Genomic DNA, 15,548 nt, shown 5'->3' with positions numbered 1-15,548 from the left:
GCCGGCCGGAGCCCACCTACTATCACTCTTAGTAGTTCCGCGGGCATGGCGCACAACGGATCGTGATCAACGCCCCCCGAAGGTGGACGGCACGCCGATTGTTCGTAACCTGGCCGGGATCTCGCGGCCGATGCCTGTCGAACCGACAGCGACGCGGGGTCGCTGCCGGGATGCCGGACCACCCCTGCGCGCCACCTGGTGCGGTGCCGCACGGCGACCTCGATCCCCTCCCGGCGGCTCCAAGGCAAAGGAGAACTCCGCGACCGTGCAGTCGCAACCGATCAGACGCGTGATGTCCGGCGTGCTCGCCGCGGCTTCGGTGATCACCCTCGTCACCGTCGGCCTCCCCGCGGCCACCGCCGCTCCCGCTCCCGTCCTCCAAGCTCCCCCGACCGGCTCCGAGGCCCTCGCGAAATACCGGGAACTGGCCGCGCAGGCGGAAAAGCTCAACGAGGACTTCCTCAAGGCCCAAGCCGACCTCGACGCGAAGCAGGGCGAGCTCGACAAGGCCACCGGCGACGTCACCGCAGCCAAGGACCAAGGTGCGAAGGCCAGCGAGGACCGGAAGAAGTTCCAGACCGAAGTGGACAAGTTCGCCGGCGCCTCCTTCACCGGCGGCGTCCAGCTGAACAAGCTGTCCGCGCTGCTGTCCGGCACGTCCACAAGGGACTTCCTGGACCGCTCCTCGGCCCTCGAGGTGCTCGCAACGGGCAAGAACGCCGCGATGGACAACCTCACCGGCGCCGTCCGGCAGGCCGACGACGCCGCCGCCAAGGCGACCGACGCCGCCCGGCGTGCGCAGGAAGCGCGGGACGCCGCGGCCAAGCTGACCGAGGACATCAAGGCCAAGCAGAAGACGCTCGACGAGCAGATCGAGCAGGTCAAGGCGGCCGACCGGAACCTGAGCGCCGCCGACCGGGCCGCCCAGCGCGACACCGGGGGCAAGGCCCCGGTCGTCAAGGCACCGACGGCCGCCGCCCAGACGGCGGTGGACGCGGCGCTGAGCCGGCTCGGCAAGCCGTACGTGTGGGGTGCGACCGGGCCCGACTCGTTCGACTGCTCGGGCTTGCTGTTGTGGTCGTACAAGAAGGCCGGCATCACGCTGCCCCGCAACTCCGCCGCCCAGGCGCAGTTCGGCACGCCGGTGCCGCGCGACCAGCTGCAGCCCGGCGACCTCGTCGCCTACTACTCGCCGGTGTCCCACATCGGGATGTACCTCGGCGACGGCAAGATGGTGCACGCACCGACCAGCGGTGACGTCGTGAAGATCTCGCCGCTGCAGAGCCAGTACGCCGGCGCCACCAGGCCGACCGCCTGACGCACCGCGGGAACGTCCGGGACGGCACCGTTTTCCGCAGTGCCGTCCCGGGCTACCAGCCGATACCCGGCCGCTCCGGCCGCGGGTACCCTCGGCCGCGGAGGTCTGATGCGGCAGTTCGGCGAACTCGAAGCGGCGATCATGGACGTGCTCTGGCGCGCGGCGGAGCCGCTGCGGGTCCGGGACGTCCTCGGCGAGCTGAACCAGGACCGCGACCTGGCCTACACCACGGTGATGACCGTCCTGACCAACCTGCACCGCAAGGGCTGGGTGGACCGCGAACTGGAAGACCGCGCCTACCGCTACCGCACGGTGACCACCCGCGAGGAGGCCACCGCGCAGACCCTGCGTGAGCTCCTCGACGCCGCCGACGACCGCGAGTCCGTTCTCCTGCACTTCGTCAGCTCGGCCACCGAAGAGGAGTCCGACATCCTGCGCCGGGCGCTGCGCCGGAAGGCGCGCAAACGATGATGCGCGAACTCCCGGCCCCGCTGGTCGTCGGCGCCGGCCTGGTCGTGTGCCCGTGACCGTGCGCTCCATCGCGGACCGGATGGCCGGCCTCGCCGAGCTGCCGTCGCCCCTCGTCGGGCTGCGGGACGAGCGGCTGGAGCGCCGTGCCGTCCGCCTCCAGCTCAAGCGGGACGACCTCATCGGCCCGGACCTGCCCGGGAACAAGTGGCGGAAGCTGCGCTACAACCTCGAATCCGCCGAGCACCGGGGCTTCACCCGGCTCCTGACCTTCGGCGGCGCGTACTCGAACCACATCCGCGCCACCGCGGCCGCCGGGCACCACCTCGGGTTCGGGACCGTCGGGGTCATCCGCGGCGAAGAGCACCGGCCCCTCAACGATTCCCTCGCCTACGCCCGCGCTCGCGGGATGACCCTGACCTATGTGGACCGCGCCACCTACCGGCGCAAGGCGGAACCGGACGTGCTCGCCGAGCTGGTCCGGGAGTTCAGGCCGTGCTACGTCCTGCCGGAGGGTGGCAGCAACGGCCTCGCCGTGCGCGGGACCGCGGAGCTGGTCGGCGAGATCACCACCGCCTTCGACATCATCTGCTGCGCCACCGGCACCGGCGGCACCCTGGCCGGGATCGCGGCCGGCCTGCGGGGTTCGCAACGCGCGATCGGCTTCGCGGTCCTGAAGGGCGGTGAGTTCCTCGAGCACGAAGTCCGCCGCCTCCAGCTCGAGGCGTTGCGCGAGGTCACCCCGAACTGGACCGTCGACACCGCCTTCCACTTCGGCGGGTACGCCAAGCGGCAGCCGGCGCTCGACAGCTTCGTCGAAGACTTCCGGGACCGGCACGGGATCAGCCTTGACCCGGTGTACGAGGCGAAGATGCTCTACGGGCTCTTCGCACACGTTGAAGCCGGCAGTTTCCGGCCGGGCACCCGGCTCGTCGCGGTGCTGAGCTGACCCGTCGGGGCACGCCCTACTCCCGCCGGGCGAGGGCCGCGGCGAGGTCGTCGAAGGCCGCGACCTCCAGGTCGCCCCCGGCCAGCCCGACGACGCGGTGGGCGGTCGTGCCGGTGGCGAGCACCAGGCGGACCCCGATGCCGCGGAACCGGCAGCCCGCCGCCAGCCGGGTCACCACGTGGATCCCGGCGGCCGCGAAGAACTCGACCGGGCGCAGGTCCAGCACGACGAGACGCGGACACCGTTCGCCGATCGCTTCGGCGAGCAGCGTGCTCAGCTGCCCGCTGGTCGCCGCGTCGACCGGGCCGGCGATCGTGAGGACGACCGCGTCGGCGACGATCGCCCTGGTGACCGTGATGGTGCCGTCCATGGCGAACCTGCTCCAGTCGGGGACTCGACGGTGGCCGCCGGCTCGATCGTGTTCCGCCGTCCGTGCCGGTCAGGCGATCGACGGCACGGCGTCCGGCTCGGCCGGGGTCTCTTCCCCGGCCTCGTCGCCGTACCGGTCGCGCACCTCTTCGACCACGACGGCGATCTGGCCGAGCTGGGCCAGCACCGCCCGGTGGGCCGCCCGGATCGCGGCGGCTTCCTCCTCCGCGCGGGCGATGATCGCCTGCGCCTCCCGCCGCGCGGCGCGCTCGGTTTCCGCGCGAGCCGTCTCTGCCTCGGCCGCCGCCTTCTCCGCCGCCGCCCGGGTCTCCTCGGCCTCCTTGCGGGCCTGTTCCTCGACCTCCGCCGCTTCGGCCTTCGCCACCTGGAGGATCTTCTCGATCCGGCGGCCCAGCCCGGCGGCGTCGTCCGGTTCCGCGGCCCGGGGTGCGGGCACCTGGGCCTTGGCCAGCCGGCGCTCCGCGACCCGCCGGGCCTTCTCGTGCCGGTCCACGCGCTTCTCCGCGACGCGCACGTATTCGTCCACCTGGCGGCGGTCGTAGCCCCGCAGGACGATCGGGAACCGGACGTCGGACTCGGGCTGCGTTTCGGGCTCGGAAACCGTGTTCTCCATTCCCCGAGTGTCGGCAAGATCGGGACGGCCAGCAATTCGAAACCGGGCGGAAAGTCCACCGAAAGTGACGTTTAACGGCTCCGGCAGCGGACAGTGCGCTCGAGGATTCCCAGCGTGGCCTCGAGCGCGGACCTGGGAACGACCGGGAAGACGTTGCGCCGCTTCCGCTCTTCGTCGATCTCCGACCAGTCGTAGTAGGACGTGACCAGGGTGCCGCCCTCGGCCGGTTCGAGGCGGTAGCCGTAGAGGTGGCGGACGTGCGGCCGCAGCCCGGCTTCCACCGTCCAGGCGATTTCCGCGTCCGGCACGAGCGTGGTGATGACCACCTCGACCTCGTACTTGCCCAGCGGGACGTCGCCCAGCGCCTCGCGGTCCATGTGCACCCGGAACCGGTCGCCGGGCCGCCGGACGCGGTCCCCTTCGGCGCCCATGAGCATTCCCGACGCGTCGATGTCGACGTGCCCCTCCGGGTCGGTCAGCACCGCGAAGACGGCGTCGGCGGAGGCGGGGATCAGCCGGGAGACCTCGATGCGTTCGCGCGCCGCCGGGGTTTCCGCCGTCGCCGTGAGGACCGCGCGGCCGAGCGTGTGCGAGGCCATGGTGAAACCGAGCAGCGCCGGCGTGGCGTCGGCGGGGACACCGATGGCCTCGACGTCGAGGGCGTGCACCACGAAGAAGTAGCGGTGCGGGCCGTGGCCGGCCGGCGGTGCGGCGCCGAGGAAGCGGGCCGCGCGGGCGTCGTTGGGCAGCTGGAACGCCCCGGCCGGCAGGCCGGAGCCGGTGTCGTCGCCGGCCCCCTCCGGCAGTTCGGTGACACCGGCGGGGATGTCGGCGACCACCCAGTGCCAGGACCCGGACCCGGTGGGGGCGTCGGGGTCGTAGACGGTGACGGCGTAGCTCTTGGTGCCGTCCGGGGCCCCGCGCCACGACAGCTGCGGGGACAGGTCGTGCCCCGAGCGCTGCGCGGGCGGCAGGACTCCGCCGTCGGTGAGGGTGGCGCCGGTGACCGTGAAGGGCGCCGCCTCGGGCAGGCGGGCGAAGGGATCGTCGACGCTCAACGTAGGTCCTCTCGGCGGAGTGCAGCAGATGCTTTCCGAGCAGGTCCACGCCCACCTCCGGGCCGCGATCATGCGCGGCGACTTCGCCCCCGGTGACGCGCTCAAACCCCAGGACCTCGCCCGGGAGCAGGGCGTCAGCCTGGCGGTGGTGCGCGAGGCGCTCGTGCGGATCGTCGGCGAAGGGCTCGCCGACCGGTTGCCCAACCGCGGCTTCGCCGTCCCGGCGCTGTCCCACCGGCGCCGGCAGGAGATCGCGGAGGCCCGCCGGACCATCGAACCGGTGGTGCTGCGCCTGTCCGTCGAACGCGGCGACGTCGGCTGGGAGGCCGACGTGCGGGCCGCCGGCCACCGGCTCGCCCGCACCCCGGCGTTCGTTCCCGAAGAAGGCGAATACTACGGCGAAGCCTGGTCGGAGGCCCACCGGGTTTTCCACCGCACGCTGCTGGCCGGCTGCGGGAACCCGGTGCTGCTGGAGACGTTCGACCGGCTGTGGACCGCGAGCGAGCTGGCTCGCCGCTGGTCGGCGTACCACGGCCCCGGCCGGGACCACCTCGCCGAGCACCGCCGGCTGGAGGAGGCGGCGGTGGCCCGCGATGCGGACGCCGCGGCCGGGGAGCTGACCCGGCACCTCACGCTCACGGCGGACGGGCTCACGAGTGCGCCAGGTAAGGAGCTGCGTCCCAAGGCCGGTCGGTGAAGAAGCGGACGGTCAGGTCGGCGACGTCGGCGGCGCGTTCCAGGACCACCCAGTGGTCGGCGTCCCGGACGGCGGCGAACCGGCTGCCCCGGATCGTGGCCGCGAAGGCGCGTTGCCGGTCCGGGGTGGTGATGGAGTCGTGCTCGCCGGTGAACACCAGGGCCGGCACCCCGGCCAGGCCGCCGTCGAACGACGGGCTGCTGATCAGCGACCGCTGCAGGTACGCCAGCACGTCGGGGACGTGGACGGCGACGTGGAGCATCGAGCGCTTGACGTAGCGGTACACCAGGGAACGCCGGGGGATGTGGCGGTCCTCGTCCAGGCACAGCTGCATCCGCGCGGCCACCGCGGCGAAGTTCTCGGCGTCGCCCCGCTCGAGGTGGCCGGCCGCCAGCCGCAGCGACTCCTGCTGGGCGGCGCTCGTGTGCGAGACCACGCCGCCGAGCATCAGCCGCGCGATGCGGTGCGGATTGCGCTGGGCGCAGCCGAAAGCCAGTTCGGCGCCGTAGGAGTAGCCGAACAGGTTGACCCGCGGTGCGCCGAGGTCGTCGAGGATCCGGTCGACCGCGGCGCCCGCGAACTCCGTCCCGGCTCCGGGCGGCAGGGGGTCGGACGTGCCCACGCCGGGGAGGTCGGCCGTCACGAAGTCCGCCACCGGCGTGATCCGGTCCTCCATGTGCGGCCAGCCCCGGCAGCCCTGGAACCCGCCGCCGAGCACGACCACCGGTTCCGTCCGCGGGCCGGGCTGCCGGAGGATCCGGTAGCTGAACCGCGTTCCGTCCAGCGTCAGCGGACGGATCTCTTCCTCGGGCATGATCTCCTGGTTCAGCAGCTCTTCGTGAGGACGAGGGCGGCGTTGTGGCCGCCGAAGCCCATCGACGTCTTGACCGCGCAGTCGAACGCGGCCGGCCGCGCTTCCTTGGCGACCACGTCGACCGGGATCCGGATGTCCCGGGTCCGGAAGTTGGCCGTGGGCGGCACCAGCTGCCGCTCGAGGGCCAGCACGGTGAGCGCGGTTTCGATGCCGCCGGCCGCGCCGAGCGCGTGTCCGGTCATCGCCTTGGTCGAGGTCACCAGCGGCCGGTCGCCGAGCACCCGGTGCAGCACGGTCGCCTCGATCAGGTCGTTCATCACGGTGGACGTGCCGTGGGCGTTGACGTGGCCGACGTCGGCCGCGGCCACCCCCGCGTCGGCCAGTGCGGTCCGCAGCGCCCGCTCGATCCCGGTGCCTTCGGGGTCCGGCGCCACCGCCGCGTACGCGTCGCTGGACGCGCCGTACCCCGCGATGCCGGCCCGGATCCGCGCGCCGCGCGCCGCGGCGTGCTCGGGCCGTTCCAGGACGACGAGGCCGGCGCCCTCCCCCACCACGAACCCGTCGCGGTCGGCGTCGAACGGGCGGCACGCCGCCGCCGGGTCGTCCCGGCGCGTCGACACGGCCCGCATCTGGCAGGCGCTGGCGAGCAGCAGCCGGGAGCACACGGATTCGGCGCCGCCGGCGATGACGATGTCGCACGCGCCGCCGCGCAGCAGCTGCAGCGCGGTCCCGATCGCGACGGTGCCCGAAGAGCAGGCGGTGGAGACGCTCAGGCTCGGTCCCCGGGCGCCGAGGTCCATGCACACGCTGCTGGCGGCGCTGTTCACCGTGGTCATCGGCGCGAGTTTCGGCGAAACCCGCCGGACGCCCTTCTCCGCGAGGACGGTGCTTTGCTGGTCGTAGAACGGAAGGCCGCCGTGGGCGGATCCGATGACGACGGCGACGCGGTCCGTTTCCCACACCGAGGTGTCGAGCCCGGCGTCGGCCACCGCTTCCCGGGCCGCGATCACGGCCAGCTGCGAGAACCGGTCCATCATCCGCAGCGCCGGCACCCCCAGCACGCTTTCGGCGTCGAGGTCGTCGATGGTGTACATGAAGTCGCACGACAGCCCGTCGAGCTCCGGCCGGTGGCGCACGCCCGAGGGGGCTCCGGACCGGGTCACGCCCCGCCACGCGGCGCCGGCACCGACGCCCGCCGCGGTGACCAGGCCCAGCCCCGTCACGGCCGCGGCCGTCACCGCGCGGTCTTCTCGTCGACGGCCGTGGCCAGCTGCCCCACGGTCTCCCGGGAGGTCAGCTGGACGTCTTCCAGGTCGATGTCCAGGCGTTCCTCGAGCAGCACGCGCAGTTCCTCCAGGGCCAGGGAGTCCATCCCCAGCTCGTGCAGGGAAGCTTCGGAACGCACCTCCGCCGGCTCGACACCGAAGTTCCGGTGCAGGAGCGTGGTGATTTCTTCGGTGACGGTCACTCTGCTGCAGACTCCCATTCCGTATCGCACGACGGCCGGTGCCCGGCCGCGGGCGGGACCGGCGCACGTCGTGGCCGCTCCCGCCCGCGTTCCGCCGTGGCTCAGTGGCCCTGGCTGGTGCCGCCGTCGGCCTGGCCGGCGCCGGCGCAGTTGTCGGGGCTCTCGCCCTCGGCCGAGCTGCCGCCCGACAGGATCGGCACGTCGATGCCGTTCGCGACGTCGTGCAGCGGCACCTGGACGCCGAGGACGTTCACGTTGTTGTCGCAGAACCCGACCGTGGCCTCGACGTTGTGCAGCGCGTCGGTGTTGTTCAGGTTCAGCAGGCTGAACTGGCTGAGGGAGTCGGAGCCGCCGTAGTGGTGCTCGAAGCCGTCCGGGGTGTCGGCGGCGGCGACGCCACCGGCGAGAAACGCCCCGGCCCCGAGGGCGGCGGTGACGGCAAAGACTTTCTTCAGCATGCGGGAGACTCCTCGAAATCACGAAATTCTGAAATGGCAGCGTTCTGCGCCACGCGCGAGCAGAAATTACTGTGGCCCCCGCGTGCGTTTCCACCTCGCAACACCATCGGGTGAGCACCGCGACCCGCGGACCGCGCAGTCATTGACACGTTCGTGGCAGCCGCGCCGTCCCCGCCGGCGCCGCGGGTGGTAGGAACGGGACATGGTCACGCTGGATCGGCTGGTGAACGTCCTCGGCGGGTACGGCGTCCGGCGGTGCTGCTGCCCGGTCTCGCGGGACGTGCCGGTGCGCGACGTCGTGGTGCGGGATCCGGGTGAATCCCGCGAGCTGCGCGGGGACGTCTACCTCGCGGTGGGCGCGGAGTCCGTCGGCGCGGCCGTCGCGCTCGCCGCCGCGGCGCGGGCCTAGGCCGTTCTGGTGCGGGGCACCGCATCCCCGGCCCCGGACGAGGTCGCGGCCGCGGAGGCCGGCGGGGTCGCGGTGCTCGTCGTCGGCCCGGAAGCGTCAGCGTGCTCGACGCCTACACGGGCGCGCCGGTGACGGTGGCACATCCCGGGCGGCGGCAGCCCGGACATGGGCAACGTGACCGCCGACGGCACGCAGCTCTGGCTGTCCGGACGCTACGACCGGGTCGTGTATGTGTTGTCCGCAGAGGACGGTGCGGTGCCGGCCAGGATCCCCCCGCCGGGAACGAGCCGCACGGCCTGTGCGGGTGGCCGCGGCCGAGCCGGTATTCCCTGGGCCACACGGGCATCATGCGCCAGCCGGCCGCGGGGTATCGGCCGAAGGCGACCGGCGGGGCTACGTCGCCCAGTAGCCGGCCGCCTCACCCCAGGCGCGCGGCGCGGGTCAGCAGGTGGCGCCGCTCGGGTTCGCTGGTGGTGCGCCGGGCGGCCGCCTGGTAGCCGGCGCGCGCCGCGTCGCGGTCGCCCGCCATCTCCTGCAGGTGGGCCCGCACCGACACGAGGTGGTGGGACGCGGTGAGGCGCTCGTCGGCCGAGAGCGTGTCGAGCAGGGCCAGTCCCGCGGCCGGTCCGCGGACCTCGGCCACCGCCACCGCGCGGTTGAGCGTCACCGCCGGGTTCGGGGCGACGCGCTCAAGGACCGTGTAGAGGGCCAGGATCTGCGGCCAATCGGTGGCGGCGGCGGTGGGCGCTTCGTCGTGGACGGCGGCGATCGCGGCCTGGAGCTGGTACGGGCCGACCGGGCCCGCCTTCAGGGCGCCGGTCACCAGGGCCACGCCCTCTTCGATGGCCGCGGTGTCCCAGCGCGTCCGGTCCTGCTCGCTCAGCGGCACCAGCGACCCGTCCGGGGCCGTGCGGGCCGGGCGGCGGGCGTCGGTCAGCAGCAGCAGGGCCAGGAGCCCGGCCACCTCGCCGTCGCCGGGGACCAGCCGGTGCAGCTCACGGGCCAGCCGGATGGCCTCCGCCGCCAGCTCGGCCCGCACCAGCCGCGTCCCCGACGTGGCCGTGTAGCCCTCGTTGAAGACGAGGTAGACGACCTGGAGCACGACGCCGAGCCGGGCCGCCTGCTCGGCCGGGGGCGGCAGCTCGAAGGCGGCTCCGGCGGCCTTGATGCGGTGCTTGGCCCGGGTGATGCGCTGGGCCATGGTCGCCTCGGGCACGAGGAACGCCCGGGCGATCTCCGCGGTCGACAGGCCGCCGACGGCCCGCAGCGTCAGCGCGACCTGCGACGACGGCGTGAGCGCCGGGTGGCAGCAGAGGAACAGCAGCGTCAGGGTGTCGTCCCCGGCCTCGGCCTCGCCGCCGGCGGGCGGAGTGCGGAGGGCATCCGCCTCCTCCCGCCGGCGGCGGGCCGCGTCGCTGCGCACCTGGTCGGCGAGGCGGCGCGAAGCCACCGTCACCAGCCACGCCCGGGGGTTCTCCGGCCACCCGTCCACCGGCCACTGGGCCGCCGCCGCGACCAGCGCCTCCTGGACGGCGTCCTCGCAGGCGTCGAACCGGCCGTAGCGGCGCACCAGCACGCCGAGCACCTCGGGGACCAGCCGCCGGACGGCCTGCCAGCCGGTCACGGCGCGACGTCGGCCTCGTGCATCAGCGGCCGGACCTCGACGCCCCAGTAGCGCGCCGACGGGGCGCGAGCCGCGATCTCCAGGGCGCGGTCCATGCCGTCGCAGTCGATGATCATGAAGCTGCCCAGGAACTCCTTGGCCTCGGCGTAGGGCCCGTCGGTGATCACCGGCGTGCCGCCGGTGACCCGGACCATCTTGGTGTTCACGTCGTCGGCGACCCCGTAGGCACCGACCAGCTCACCCGACTCGAACAGCTCCTGGTTGAGCGCGTCGGTCTCGCGGATGACTTCGGCGAGGGCCTCCGCCCCGATGGAGGTGAAGGCTTCCTCGTTGCCGTAGATCAGCAGCATGTACTTCACGGGACGTTCCTCTCTCACTGCCCGGTCGTGGCCGGCCCGACCAGGTCGCCGCTCGCGCCGCGATCGTCCAGCACCAGCTTCGACCGCCCGGTGACGGTATAGCGGAGGTGGGTGACGCCGGGCGTGTCGACCACCCGGACGGGGACGAGCTCGATGCCGTCGTCGGCGCCGAGGTCGAGGCCGGTGCCGAACAGCCGCTGGCCGTCGCCCAGCAGCACCGGGGCGACGTGCAGTTCGAGCTGGTCGAGCAGCCCGGCGGCCAGCACCTGCTGCAGCACCTCCCCACCCCCGGCAACGGCGACATCCTTGTCCCCGGCGGCGGCCCGCGCCAGTTCGACGGCCCGCCCGACGCCCTCGGTGACGAAGGTGAAGGAGGTACCACCCCGGCGTTCGAGAACCTCCCGCGGACGGTGGGTGACGACGAACACCGGAGCTTGGAACGGCGGCTCTTCGCCCCACGGCACCTCGCCGGCATCGAACATCCGCCGGCCCATCACGTAGGCCCCGGCGGCGGCGAAGGTCTCGGCGACGATTTCGGAGTCGACGGAAGGTTCCCCGCCGGCGAAGCCCTGCCGCTCTCGCCAGGCCATGGCGTCGACGGCCCACCGGGTCACCCGGAAGAACCCGGGCGCTTCGGGCCCTTGCATCCAGCCGGTCACGTCCCGGGAGCCCCGCGGCCCGGTGTAGAAGCCGTCGAGGGACACCGACATCTGGGCGGTCACCTTGGTCATGGTTCGTGGTCCTCCTGGTGGCGGCGGCCTCGGTGCGGTCGCCGATGTCCTTCAGTCGGAGCCGTCGACGGGTTCTCGACATGCGGCGGGGAAAAAGTTTCGGCCGCCTCAGCGCGCACGGCCACCAGGCGGGAGGCCGCGGCGAAGATCCGCTGCGCCACCTACATTGGACAGCATGATCTCGACCGCCGAAAAGGCCCGGCTCCTGCAGCAACTGCACGCCGCCCCCGAGTTGCTGCTCGTCGTCAACGTCTGGGACGCCATCACCGCCAAAGTCGTCGCCGAAACGCCCGGTACCAAGGCGCTCGCCACCCCCAGCCACGGCATCGCCGCCTCGCGCGGTTACCCGGACGGCGAGAAGATCCCCCGCGACGAGATGATCGCCGAGGTCGCGCTCATCGTGCGCAACGCCGGCGACCTGCCGGTCACCGCCGACCTCGAAGCCGGCTACGGCGACCCCGGCGGCACCGTGGCCAGGGCCATCGAGGCCGGCGCGGTCGGCGCCAACCTCGAAGACCGGATGAAGCCGTTGGGCGAAGCCGTCAAGGCCGTCGAAGCCGCCGTCGCGGCCGCCCAGGCGGCCGGGGTCGACTTCGTCCTCAACGCCCGCACCGACGCCTTCATCAGGACCGACCCGGAAACCGCCCTCACCGAAGCCATCACCCGCGGCCGCGCCTACCTCGACGCGGGCGCGTCCAACTTCTTCGTGCCCGGCAAGCTGGACGAGCACCAGGTCGCGCGGCTCGTCGGGGAACTCGGCGAGCGCAAGGTCAACCTCATCGGCATCCCCGGCTCGATCCCCCTGGCCCGCGCGCAGGAACTCGGCGTCTCGCGCGTCTCCTACGGCCCGTGGAGCCAGAACGTCGCCCTGACGGCGTTGGCGAAGCTGGCCGAAGACGTCTACGCCGGCGGCGGGCTGCCGGCCGACACCCGCAAGCTCAACTGACACAGCCGGCGAGCTCCGCCGGGCGGTGCCGCGGGTCACTGTTCGGCGGGCCGGGCCGTGGGTAACCCCGGATCGTCGAAAGGACGAAACGTGAACGACAACCCCAGCTTGGTCGCCAACCCGAACCGCACCCAGATCCGGACCGAAGCGGACCTCCGCCGGAGCACGCCGAAGCCGGAGCCCGAGGCCGCGCCCGAAGAGAGCTAAGCCGTGAGCCGCCGGACAGGCGATGGCCGGCCGGCCCGCCAGCACCCCCGACGAGGCGGCCACGACTTCGAACGCCAGGAACGCCGCCAGGACACCCCCAGTCGGGAGCTGAACCCGGATCGAGGATTTGGCCGGCAAGGCTTCCGAAGAGCCGCTCCCCATGCCGACCACCCGGTCGGCGGCCACTTCGCGGCCTGGGAGCAGCCCGGGGCCTACGCCGGGCGATCCAGCTGAGCGGGGCCCACCCTAGAATCCGACATCAGGGTCAGAGGAAAGTGGCACCGGGGAGGTCGCGTGCGGATCGGCGAGCTGGCGGCACAGACCGGGGCGAGCGTCCGGTCGTTGCGCTACTACGAGCAGCAGGGCCTGCTCACGAGCACCCGCAGTCCCAGCGGGCAGCGGCACTACACCGCCGCCGAGACCGAGCGGGTCGGCTTCATCCAGCGCATGTTCGCCGCCGGGCTGTCCAGCCGCACCATCGCCGACCTGCTCCCCTGCGTCGATTCGCCCGGCGAGGACACCTCCGACGCGGCGGCGGAGCGGATGGCCCGGGAACGCGACCGGCTCACCGGCCACATCGCCGAGCTGATCCGGACGCGCGACTCCCTGGACCAGCTCATCGCCGTCAACCGCGCCCACCGCGCCACCCTCCGGACGCCGGCCCAGGCGTCGTGACGCGGCCGGAGCCGGCTACCGGTGGCTCCGCTCCGGGTACATCCGGTTGAACCGCGGCGGGGTGTAGGGCAGGTAGCGGCCCGGGACGCCGTCGGCCGCGGCCGCCAGGGAGTTCATCGTGCGGGGCGCGGTGTCCGGCCAGTGGCCGGTGCGCAGGCGCGTCAGCACGCGGTCGACGGCCGCCTGCTGTTCGCCTGTCGTGTACGTGCAGTGGCCCGCGGTTTCGACGTACGTCTGCCGGAGCAGGACGCGTTGCCCGCGCTGCGGACCAGGGAGCCGTAGGACTGCTGCTGGGCCACCGTGGAGATCTGGTCGCCGGTGCCGTTGACCGTCAGCACCGGGATCCGCAGGTCGCCGGTGAACACGATGCCCCGCTCCAGGTACCGGACGGCCGCGAGATCGGCCCTCACGCGGGGTTCGGCCGCGAGCCGGGCGAAGTCGGCGCGCAGATCCAGGCCCGCACGCGCGTACAGCTCGCGCACCGCGTTCTGCTCGCTCGGTGAAGCCGAGGCGAACTGGCGCGCGTAGTCGACGCCGGTGTTCCACGACGGGTTCCCGCCCGACAGCTGCTCGATCGTCCGCCGGCTGCTGACCGCCTGCCCGAGGTAGGGCAACGGGCCACCCGCCAGGGCGAGGTACATGCCCTGCTCGACGCCGGCGGTGTCGCGGTCGTCCGGGACCGGGGTGGCCGAGCCGTCCGGGGCCAGCCCCCAGGCCGGCAGCTGGCCGATCGCCGCCGCCAGCGCGATACGGGCCCGGCCCGCCGCGGTGTTCTGGGCCGACGCCGCTGCCGTGAGCCACCGCTGCTGGGTTCCCGGGACGTCGGCCGGGATGCCGGTCACCGGCAGCGCCGAGCCGGGGAACAGCAGCGTCTTCAGCGTGAACACGGTGTCGAGCTTCTGGTTCCACTGGCCCACCGCGCCGCCGAGACCGCCGCACATCGGGATCGCCGCGGCGAAGCGGCCGGGGTGCACCTGCGCCACGCCGGCGGCGACCATGCCGCCCATCGAGCGGCCTTCGGCGATCGCGTACCGGGCGCGGCCGAACGCGGCTTCGAAGCGGCCGAGTGCTTCGGCCTGGTTGTCGATGGCCCGCGCGATGTTCCAGCTGCTGATCGTGCGCGTGGTGCCGCCGGCCGCGTAGCCGCGGTCCAGGAGGCTCGCGGTGAGTGCGCTCGACAGGCCGCCGGCGGCGAAGTCGAGGTCCACCAGCACGGTCCCGTTCCACCGGGCGGGTTTCGCGAAGGTGTACGGCGTGCCGTCGGCCAGCTGCCCGTCGGTGCACCGCGCGGCCGTGACCGGGGCCGGGCACGGCTTGCCGGCGTCCGCCGCGCGGGCGGTCGCGGGCACGCCCGCGGAGAGGACCGCGACCGCGGCCAGAACGGTGATCCCGGTTCGCATGAATCGCTCCTGTCAGAAGTTCTTGCTCGTGACGGTCCAGCCCGGCGTGCCGCACAATCCGCAGCCCGTGCCGAGGAAGTAGCCGCGCGCGGTGCGGTTGCCGTTGAGGGTGAAGTCGAACCAGGCGACCAGGACCCGCACCGCCTCTTCGCGGACGCTCGGGTCGGGGTCGCCGTCACGCTGGCCGTAGACGAAGCCGGTGTGGCCGGCGGCCGCGTTGGTCGCGCGCACCGCGGGGACGGTGACGAGGTCGTAGTTTTCGCCGCTGTTGGCGTAGGCGACGTCGGCCGGGCCGCCGTCGGCGAACAGGACCGGCGTGTGCAGGTTCCGCAGGTTTTCCCGGCCGTAGCCGAGGGTGCCGTCGGCGAAGAACCCGCTGTCCAGCGACAGCACCGACTGCACCCGGGGGTCCACGCCGGCGACGAGGGCTTCGAGGCCGCCGCACGAATGGCCGGCGACGCCGGTCCGCCGGGTGTCGAGCTTGTTCCGCAGTGCGCTCCCCCGGCGGGCGTTTTCGCGCTCGGCCCAGGTAATTGCGTCGGTGATCACCGTTGGCTCGGGGCTGCCGTTCTCGGTCAGGGCGGGCTCGTCGAACCCGCCGACGGCCACCACGACGAAGCCGTGCGCGGCGAGCAGCGTCTCGAGGGTCAGCAGTTCGTCGTTGCTGGTGTGCCGGCACGCGCCGTTGCCGAACACGACGAGCGGCAGGCGGCCGCGCACGGTGTCGAGGTCCGCGGGCCGGTAGACGGTGTACTCGGCGGCGTAGTTCCCCGTCTTGGCCGCGGCTTCGCGGACGACCGGGTGGAACACGGCCGACGCGGGCGGCGCCGCGGCTTCCACGCCGGATGCGCCGGATGCGCCGGATGCCCCCGATGCGCCGGGGACGGCCGCCGCCGTGATCGCGACGAGGGCCGTCACCGCGGCGACGAGGGCCGGGGTGAGCCAGGCGTTGCGCATGGAGTTC

20 protein-coding genes are annotated in these 15,548 nt (G+C 73.2%); 7 read left to right on the top strand and 13 right to left on the bottom strand.

Annotated features, from left to right (window positions below; all coding sequences use genetic code 11):
• The first annotated feature begins 265 nt into the window (after window positions 1–265).
• The 3 genes from C2L59_RS45450 to C2L59_RS45440 all read left to right on the top strand — a co-directional run bounded on the left by C2L59_RS45450 (window position 266) and on the right by C2L59_RS45440 (window position 2,735).
• Window positions 266–1,318 carry a C40 family peptidase gene (locus C2L59_RS45450; protein ID WP_233224065.1) on the top strand — a complete coding sequence of 351 codons (1,053 nt, stop codon included), beginning with the start codon at window positions 266–268 and terminating at the stop codon, window positions 1,316–1,318.
• A gap of 108 nt (window positions 1,319–1,426) precedes the next feature.
• On the top strand, window positions 1,427–1,789 hold the full coding sequence (locus tag C2L59_RS45445) for a BlaI/MecI/CopY family transcriptional regulator (RefSeq protein WP_103355792.1): 363 nt from the start codon (window positions 1,427–1,429) through the stop codon (window positions 1,787–1,789).
• 52 nt (window positions 1,790–1,841) lie between these two features.
• Complete coding sequence (locus C2L59_RS45440; RefSeq protein ID WP_233224064.1) at window positions 1,842–2,735, top strand: 1-aminocyclopropane-1-carboxylate deaminase/D-cysteine desulfhydrase; 894 nt, start codon at window positions 1,842–1,844, stop codon at window positions 2,733–2,735.
• A gap of 16 nt (window positions 2,736–2,751) precedes the next feature.
• On the opposite strand, the gene C2L59_RS45435 is transcribed toward C2L59_RS45440, so the two are convergent.
• The 3 genes from C2L59_RS45435 to C2L59_RS45425 form a co-directional block, all read right to left on the bottom strand.
• Window positions 2,752–3,105, bottom strand: a complete 354-nt coding sequence (locus C2L59_RS45435) for an STAS domain-containing protein (RefSeq protein WP_103355791.1) — start codon at window positions 3,103–3,105, stop codon at window positions 2,752–2,754.
• A gap of 69 nt (window positions 3,106–3,174) precedes the next feature.
• The gene (locus C2L59_RS45430) at window positions 3,175–3,738 is read right to left on the bottom strand and encodes a hypothetical protein (RefSeq protein WP_103355790.1); all 564 of its coding nucleotides are present in this window, start codon (window positions 3,736–3,738) and stop codon (window positions 3,175–3,177) included.
• 71 nt (window positions 3,739–3,809) lie between these two features.
• A complete protein-coding gene (locus C2L59_RS45425) occupies window positions 3,810–4,796 on the bottom strand; it encodes a YbhB/YbcL family Raf kinase inhibitor-like protein (protein ID WP_103355789.1) in 987 nt (328 codons plus the stop codon).
• Window positions 4,797–4,824: 28 nt separating this feature from the next.
• Here C2L59_RS45425 and C2L59_RS45420 point away from each other — a divergent pair, with 28 nt between their 5' ends.
• On the top strand, window positions 4,825–5,493 hold the full coding sequence (locus C2L59_RS45420) for a GntR family transcriptional regulator (protein WP_103355880.1): 669 nt from the start codon (window positions 4,825–4,827) through the stop codon (window positions 5,491–5,493).
• On the opposite strand, the gene C2L59_RS45415 is transcribed toward C2L59_RS45420, so the two are convergent.
• The 4 genes from C2L59_RS45415 to C2L59_RS45400 all read right to left on the bottom strand — a co-directional run bounded on the left by C2L59_RS45415 (window position 5,447) and on the right by C2L59_RS45400 (window position 8,233).
• Entirely contained in the window at window positions 5,447–6,307 is an 861-nt protein-coding gene (locus C2L59_RS45415; RefSeq protein WP_103355788.1) for an alpha/beta fold hydrolase, read from the bottom strand. The genes C2L59_RS45420 and C2L59_RS45415 overlap by 47 nt on opposite strands.
• Window positions 6,308–6,318: 11 nt before the next feature.
• Window positions 6,319–7,545, bottom strand: a complete 1,227-nt coding sequence (locus C2L59_RS45410) for a beta-ketoacyl synthase (protein ID WP_103355787.1) — start codon at window positions 7,543–7,545, stop codon at window positions 6,319–6,321.
• A complete protein-coding gene (locus tag C2L59_RS45405; protein ID WP_233224063.1) occupies window positions 7,542–7,775 on the bottom strand; it encodes a phosphopantetheine-binding protein in 234 nt (77 codons plus the stop codon). The genes C2L59_RS45410 and C2L59_RS45405 overlap by 4 nt, the downstream gene beginning before the upstream one ends.
• A 101-nt stretch (window positions 7,776–7,876) precedes the next feature.
• Entirely contained in the window at window positions 7,877–8,233 is a 357-nt protein-coding gene (locus C2L59_RS45400; protein WP_103355785.1) for a hypothetical protein, read from the bottom strand.
• A 202-nt stretch (window positions 8,234–8,435) separates the two neighbouring features.
• Between C2L59_RS45400 and C2L59_RS45395 the strand changes: the two genes are divergently transcribed.
• Window positions 8,436–8,642: a hypothetical protein gene (locus tag C2L59_RS45395; RefSeq protein ID WP_103355784.1), complete on the top strand. Its 207-nt coding sequence runs from the start codon at window positions 8,436–8,438 to the stop codon at window positions 8,640–8,642.
• 418 nt (window positions 8,643–9,060) lie between these two features.
• On the opposite strand, the gene C2L59_RS45385 is transcribed toward C2L59_RS45395, so the two are convergent.
• The 3 genes from C2L59_RS45385 to C2L59_RS45375 are packed head-to-tail and all read right to left on the bottom strand — an operon-like array spanning window position 9,061 to window position 11,356.
• Window positions 9,061–10,266, bottom strand: coding sequence for an RNA polymerase sigma factor (locus C2L59_RS45385; RefSeq protein ID WP_103355783.1), 1,206 nt, complete (start codon window positions 10,264–10,266; stop codon window positions 9,061–9,063).
• Window positions 10,263–10,616: a YciI family protein gene (locus C2L59_RS45380; protein ID WP_233224088.1), complete on the bottom strand. Its 354-nt coding sequence runs from the start codon at window positions 10,614–10,616 to the stop codon at window positions 10,263–10,265. The genes C2L59_RS45385 and C2L59_RS45380 overlap by 4 nt, the downstream gene beginning before the upstream one ends.
• Before the next feature lie 23 nt (window positions 10,617–10,639).
• On the bottom strand, window positions 10,640–11,356 hold the full coding sequence (locus tag C2L59_RS45375) for a dihydrofolate reductase family protein (protein WP_103355781.1): 717 nt from the start codon (window positions 11,354–11,356) through the stop codon (window positions 10,640–10,642).
• 175 nt (window positions 11,357–11,531) lie between these two features.
• Between C2L59_RS45375 and C2L59_RS45370 the strand changes: the two genes are divergently transcribed.
• Both C2L59_RS45370 and C2L59_RS45365 read left to right on the top strand, forming a co-directional pair.
• On the top strand, window positions 11,532–12,302 hold the full coding sequence (locus C2L59_RS45370) for an isocitrate lyase/phosphoenolpyruvate mutase family protein (protein ID WP_103355780.1): 771 nt from the start codon (window positions 11,532–11,534) through the stop codon (window positions 12,300–12,302).
• A gap of 501 nt (window positions 12,303–12,803) precedes the next feature.
• Window positions 12,804–13,184, top strand: a complete 381-nt coding sequence (locus C2L59_RS45365; RefSeq protein ID WP_103355779.1) for a MerR family transcriptional regulator — start codon at window positions 12,804–12,806, stop codon at window positions 13,182–13,184.
• Between the two features lie 15 nt (window positions 13,185–13,199).
• Here C2L59_RS45365 and C2L59_RS49660 read toward each other — a convergent pair whose 3' ends face one another.
• From C2L59_RS49660 to C2L59_RS45355, 3 genes are read right to left on the bottom strand one after another with little or no spacing between them, the layout of a single operon-like run.
• Complete coding sequence (locus C2L59_RS49660) at window positions 13,200–13,352, bottom strand: hypothetical protein (protein WP_233224062.1); 153 nt, start codon at window positions 13,350–13,352, stop codon at window positions 13,200–13,202.
• Window positions 13,346–14,584: an alpha/beta fold hydrolase gene (locus C2L59_RS45360; RefSeq protein ID WP_233224061.1), complete on the bottom strand. Its 1,239-nt coding sequence runs from the start codon at window positions 14,582–14,584 to the stop codon at window positions 13,346–13,348. Before C2L59_RS45360 ends, C2L59_RS49660 begins: the two co-directional genes overlap by 7 nt.
• Window positions 14,585–14,596: 12 nt before the next feature.
• Window positions 14,597–15,541: a hypothetical protein gene (locus C2L59_RS45355; RefSeq protein ID WP_103355778.1), complete on the bottom strand. Its 945-nt coding sequence runs from the start codon at window positions 15,539–15,541 to the stop codon at window positions 14,597–14,599.
• Between the last annotated feature and the right edge of the window lie 7 nt (window positions 15,542–15,548).

The sequence above is a fragment of the Amycolatopsis sp. CA-128772 genome (assembly GCF_002904295.1).
Taxonomy (GTDB): Bacteria; Actinomycetota; Actinomycetes; order Mycobacteriales; family Pseudonocardiaceae; genus Amycolatopsis.
This window is presented reverse-complemented; position numbering and strand designations above follow the sequence as displayed.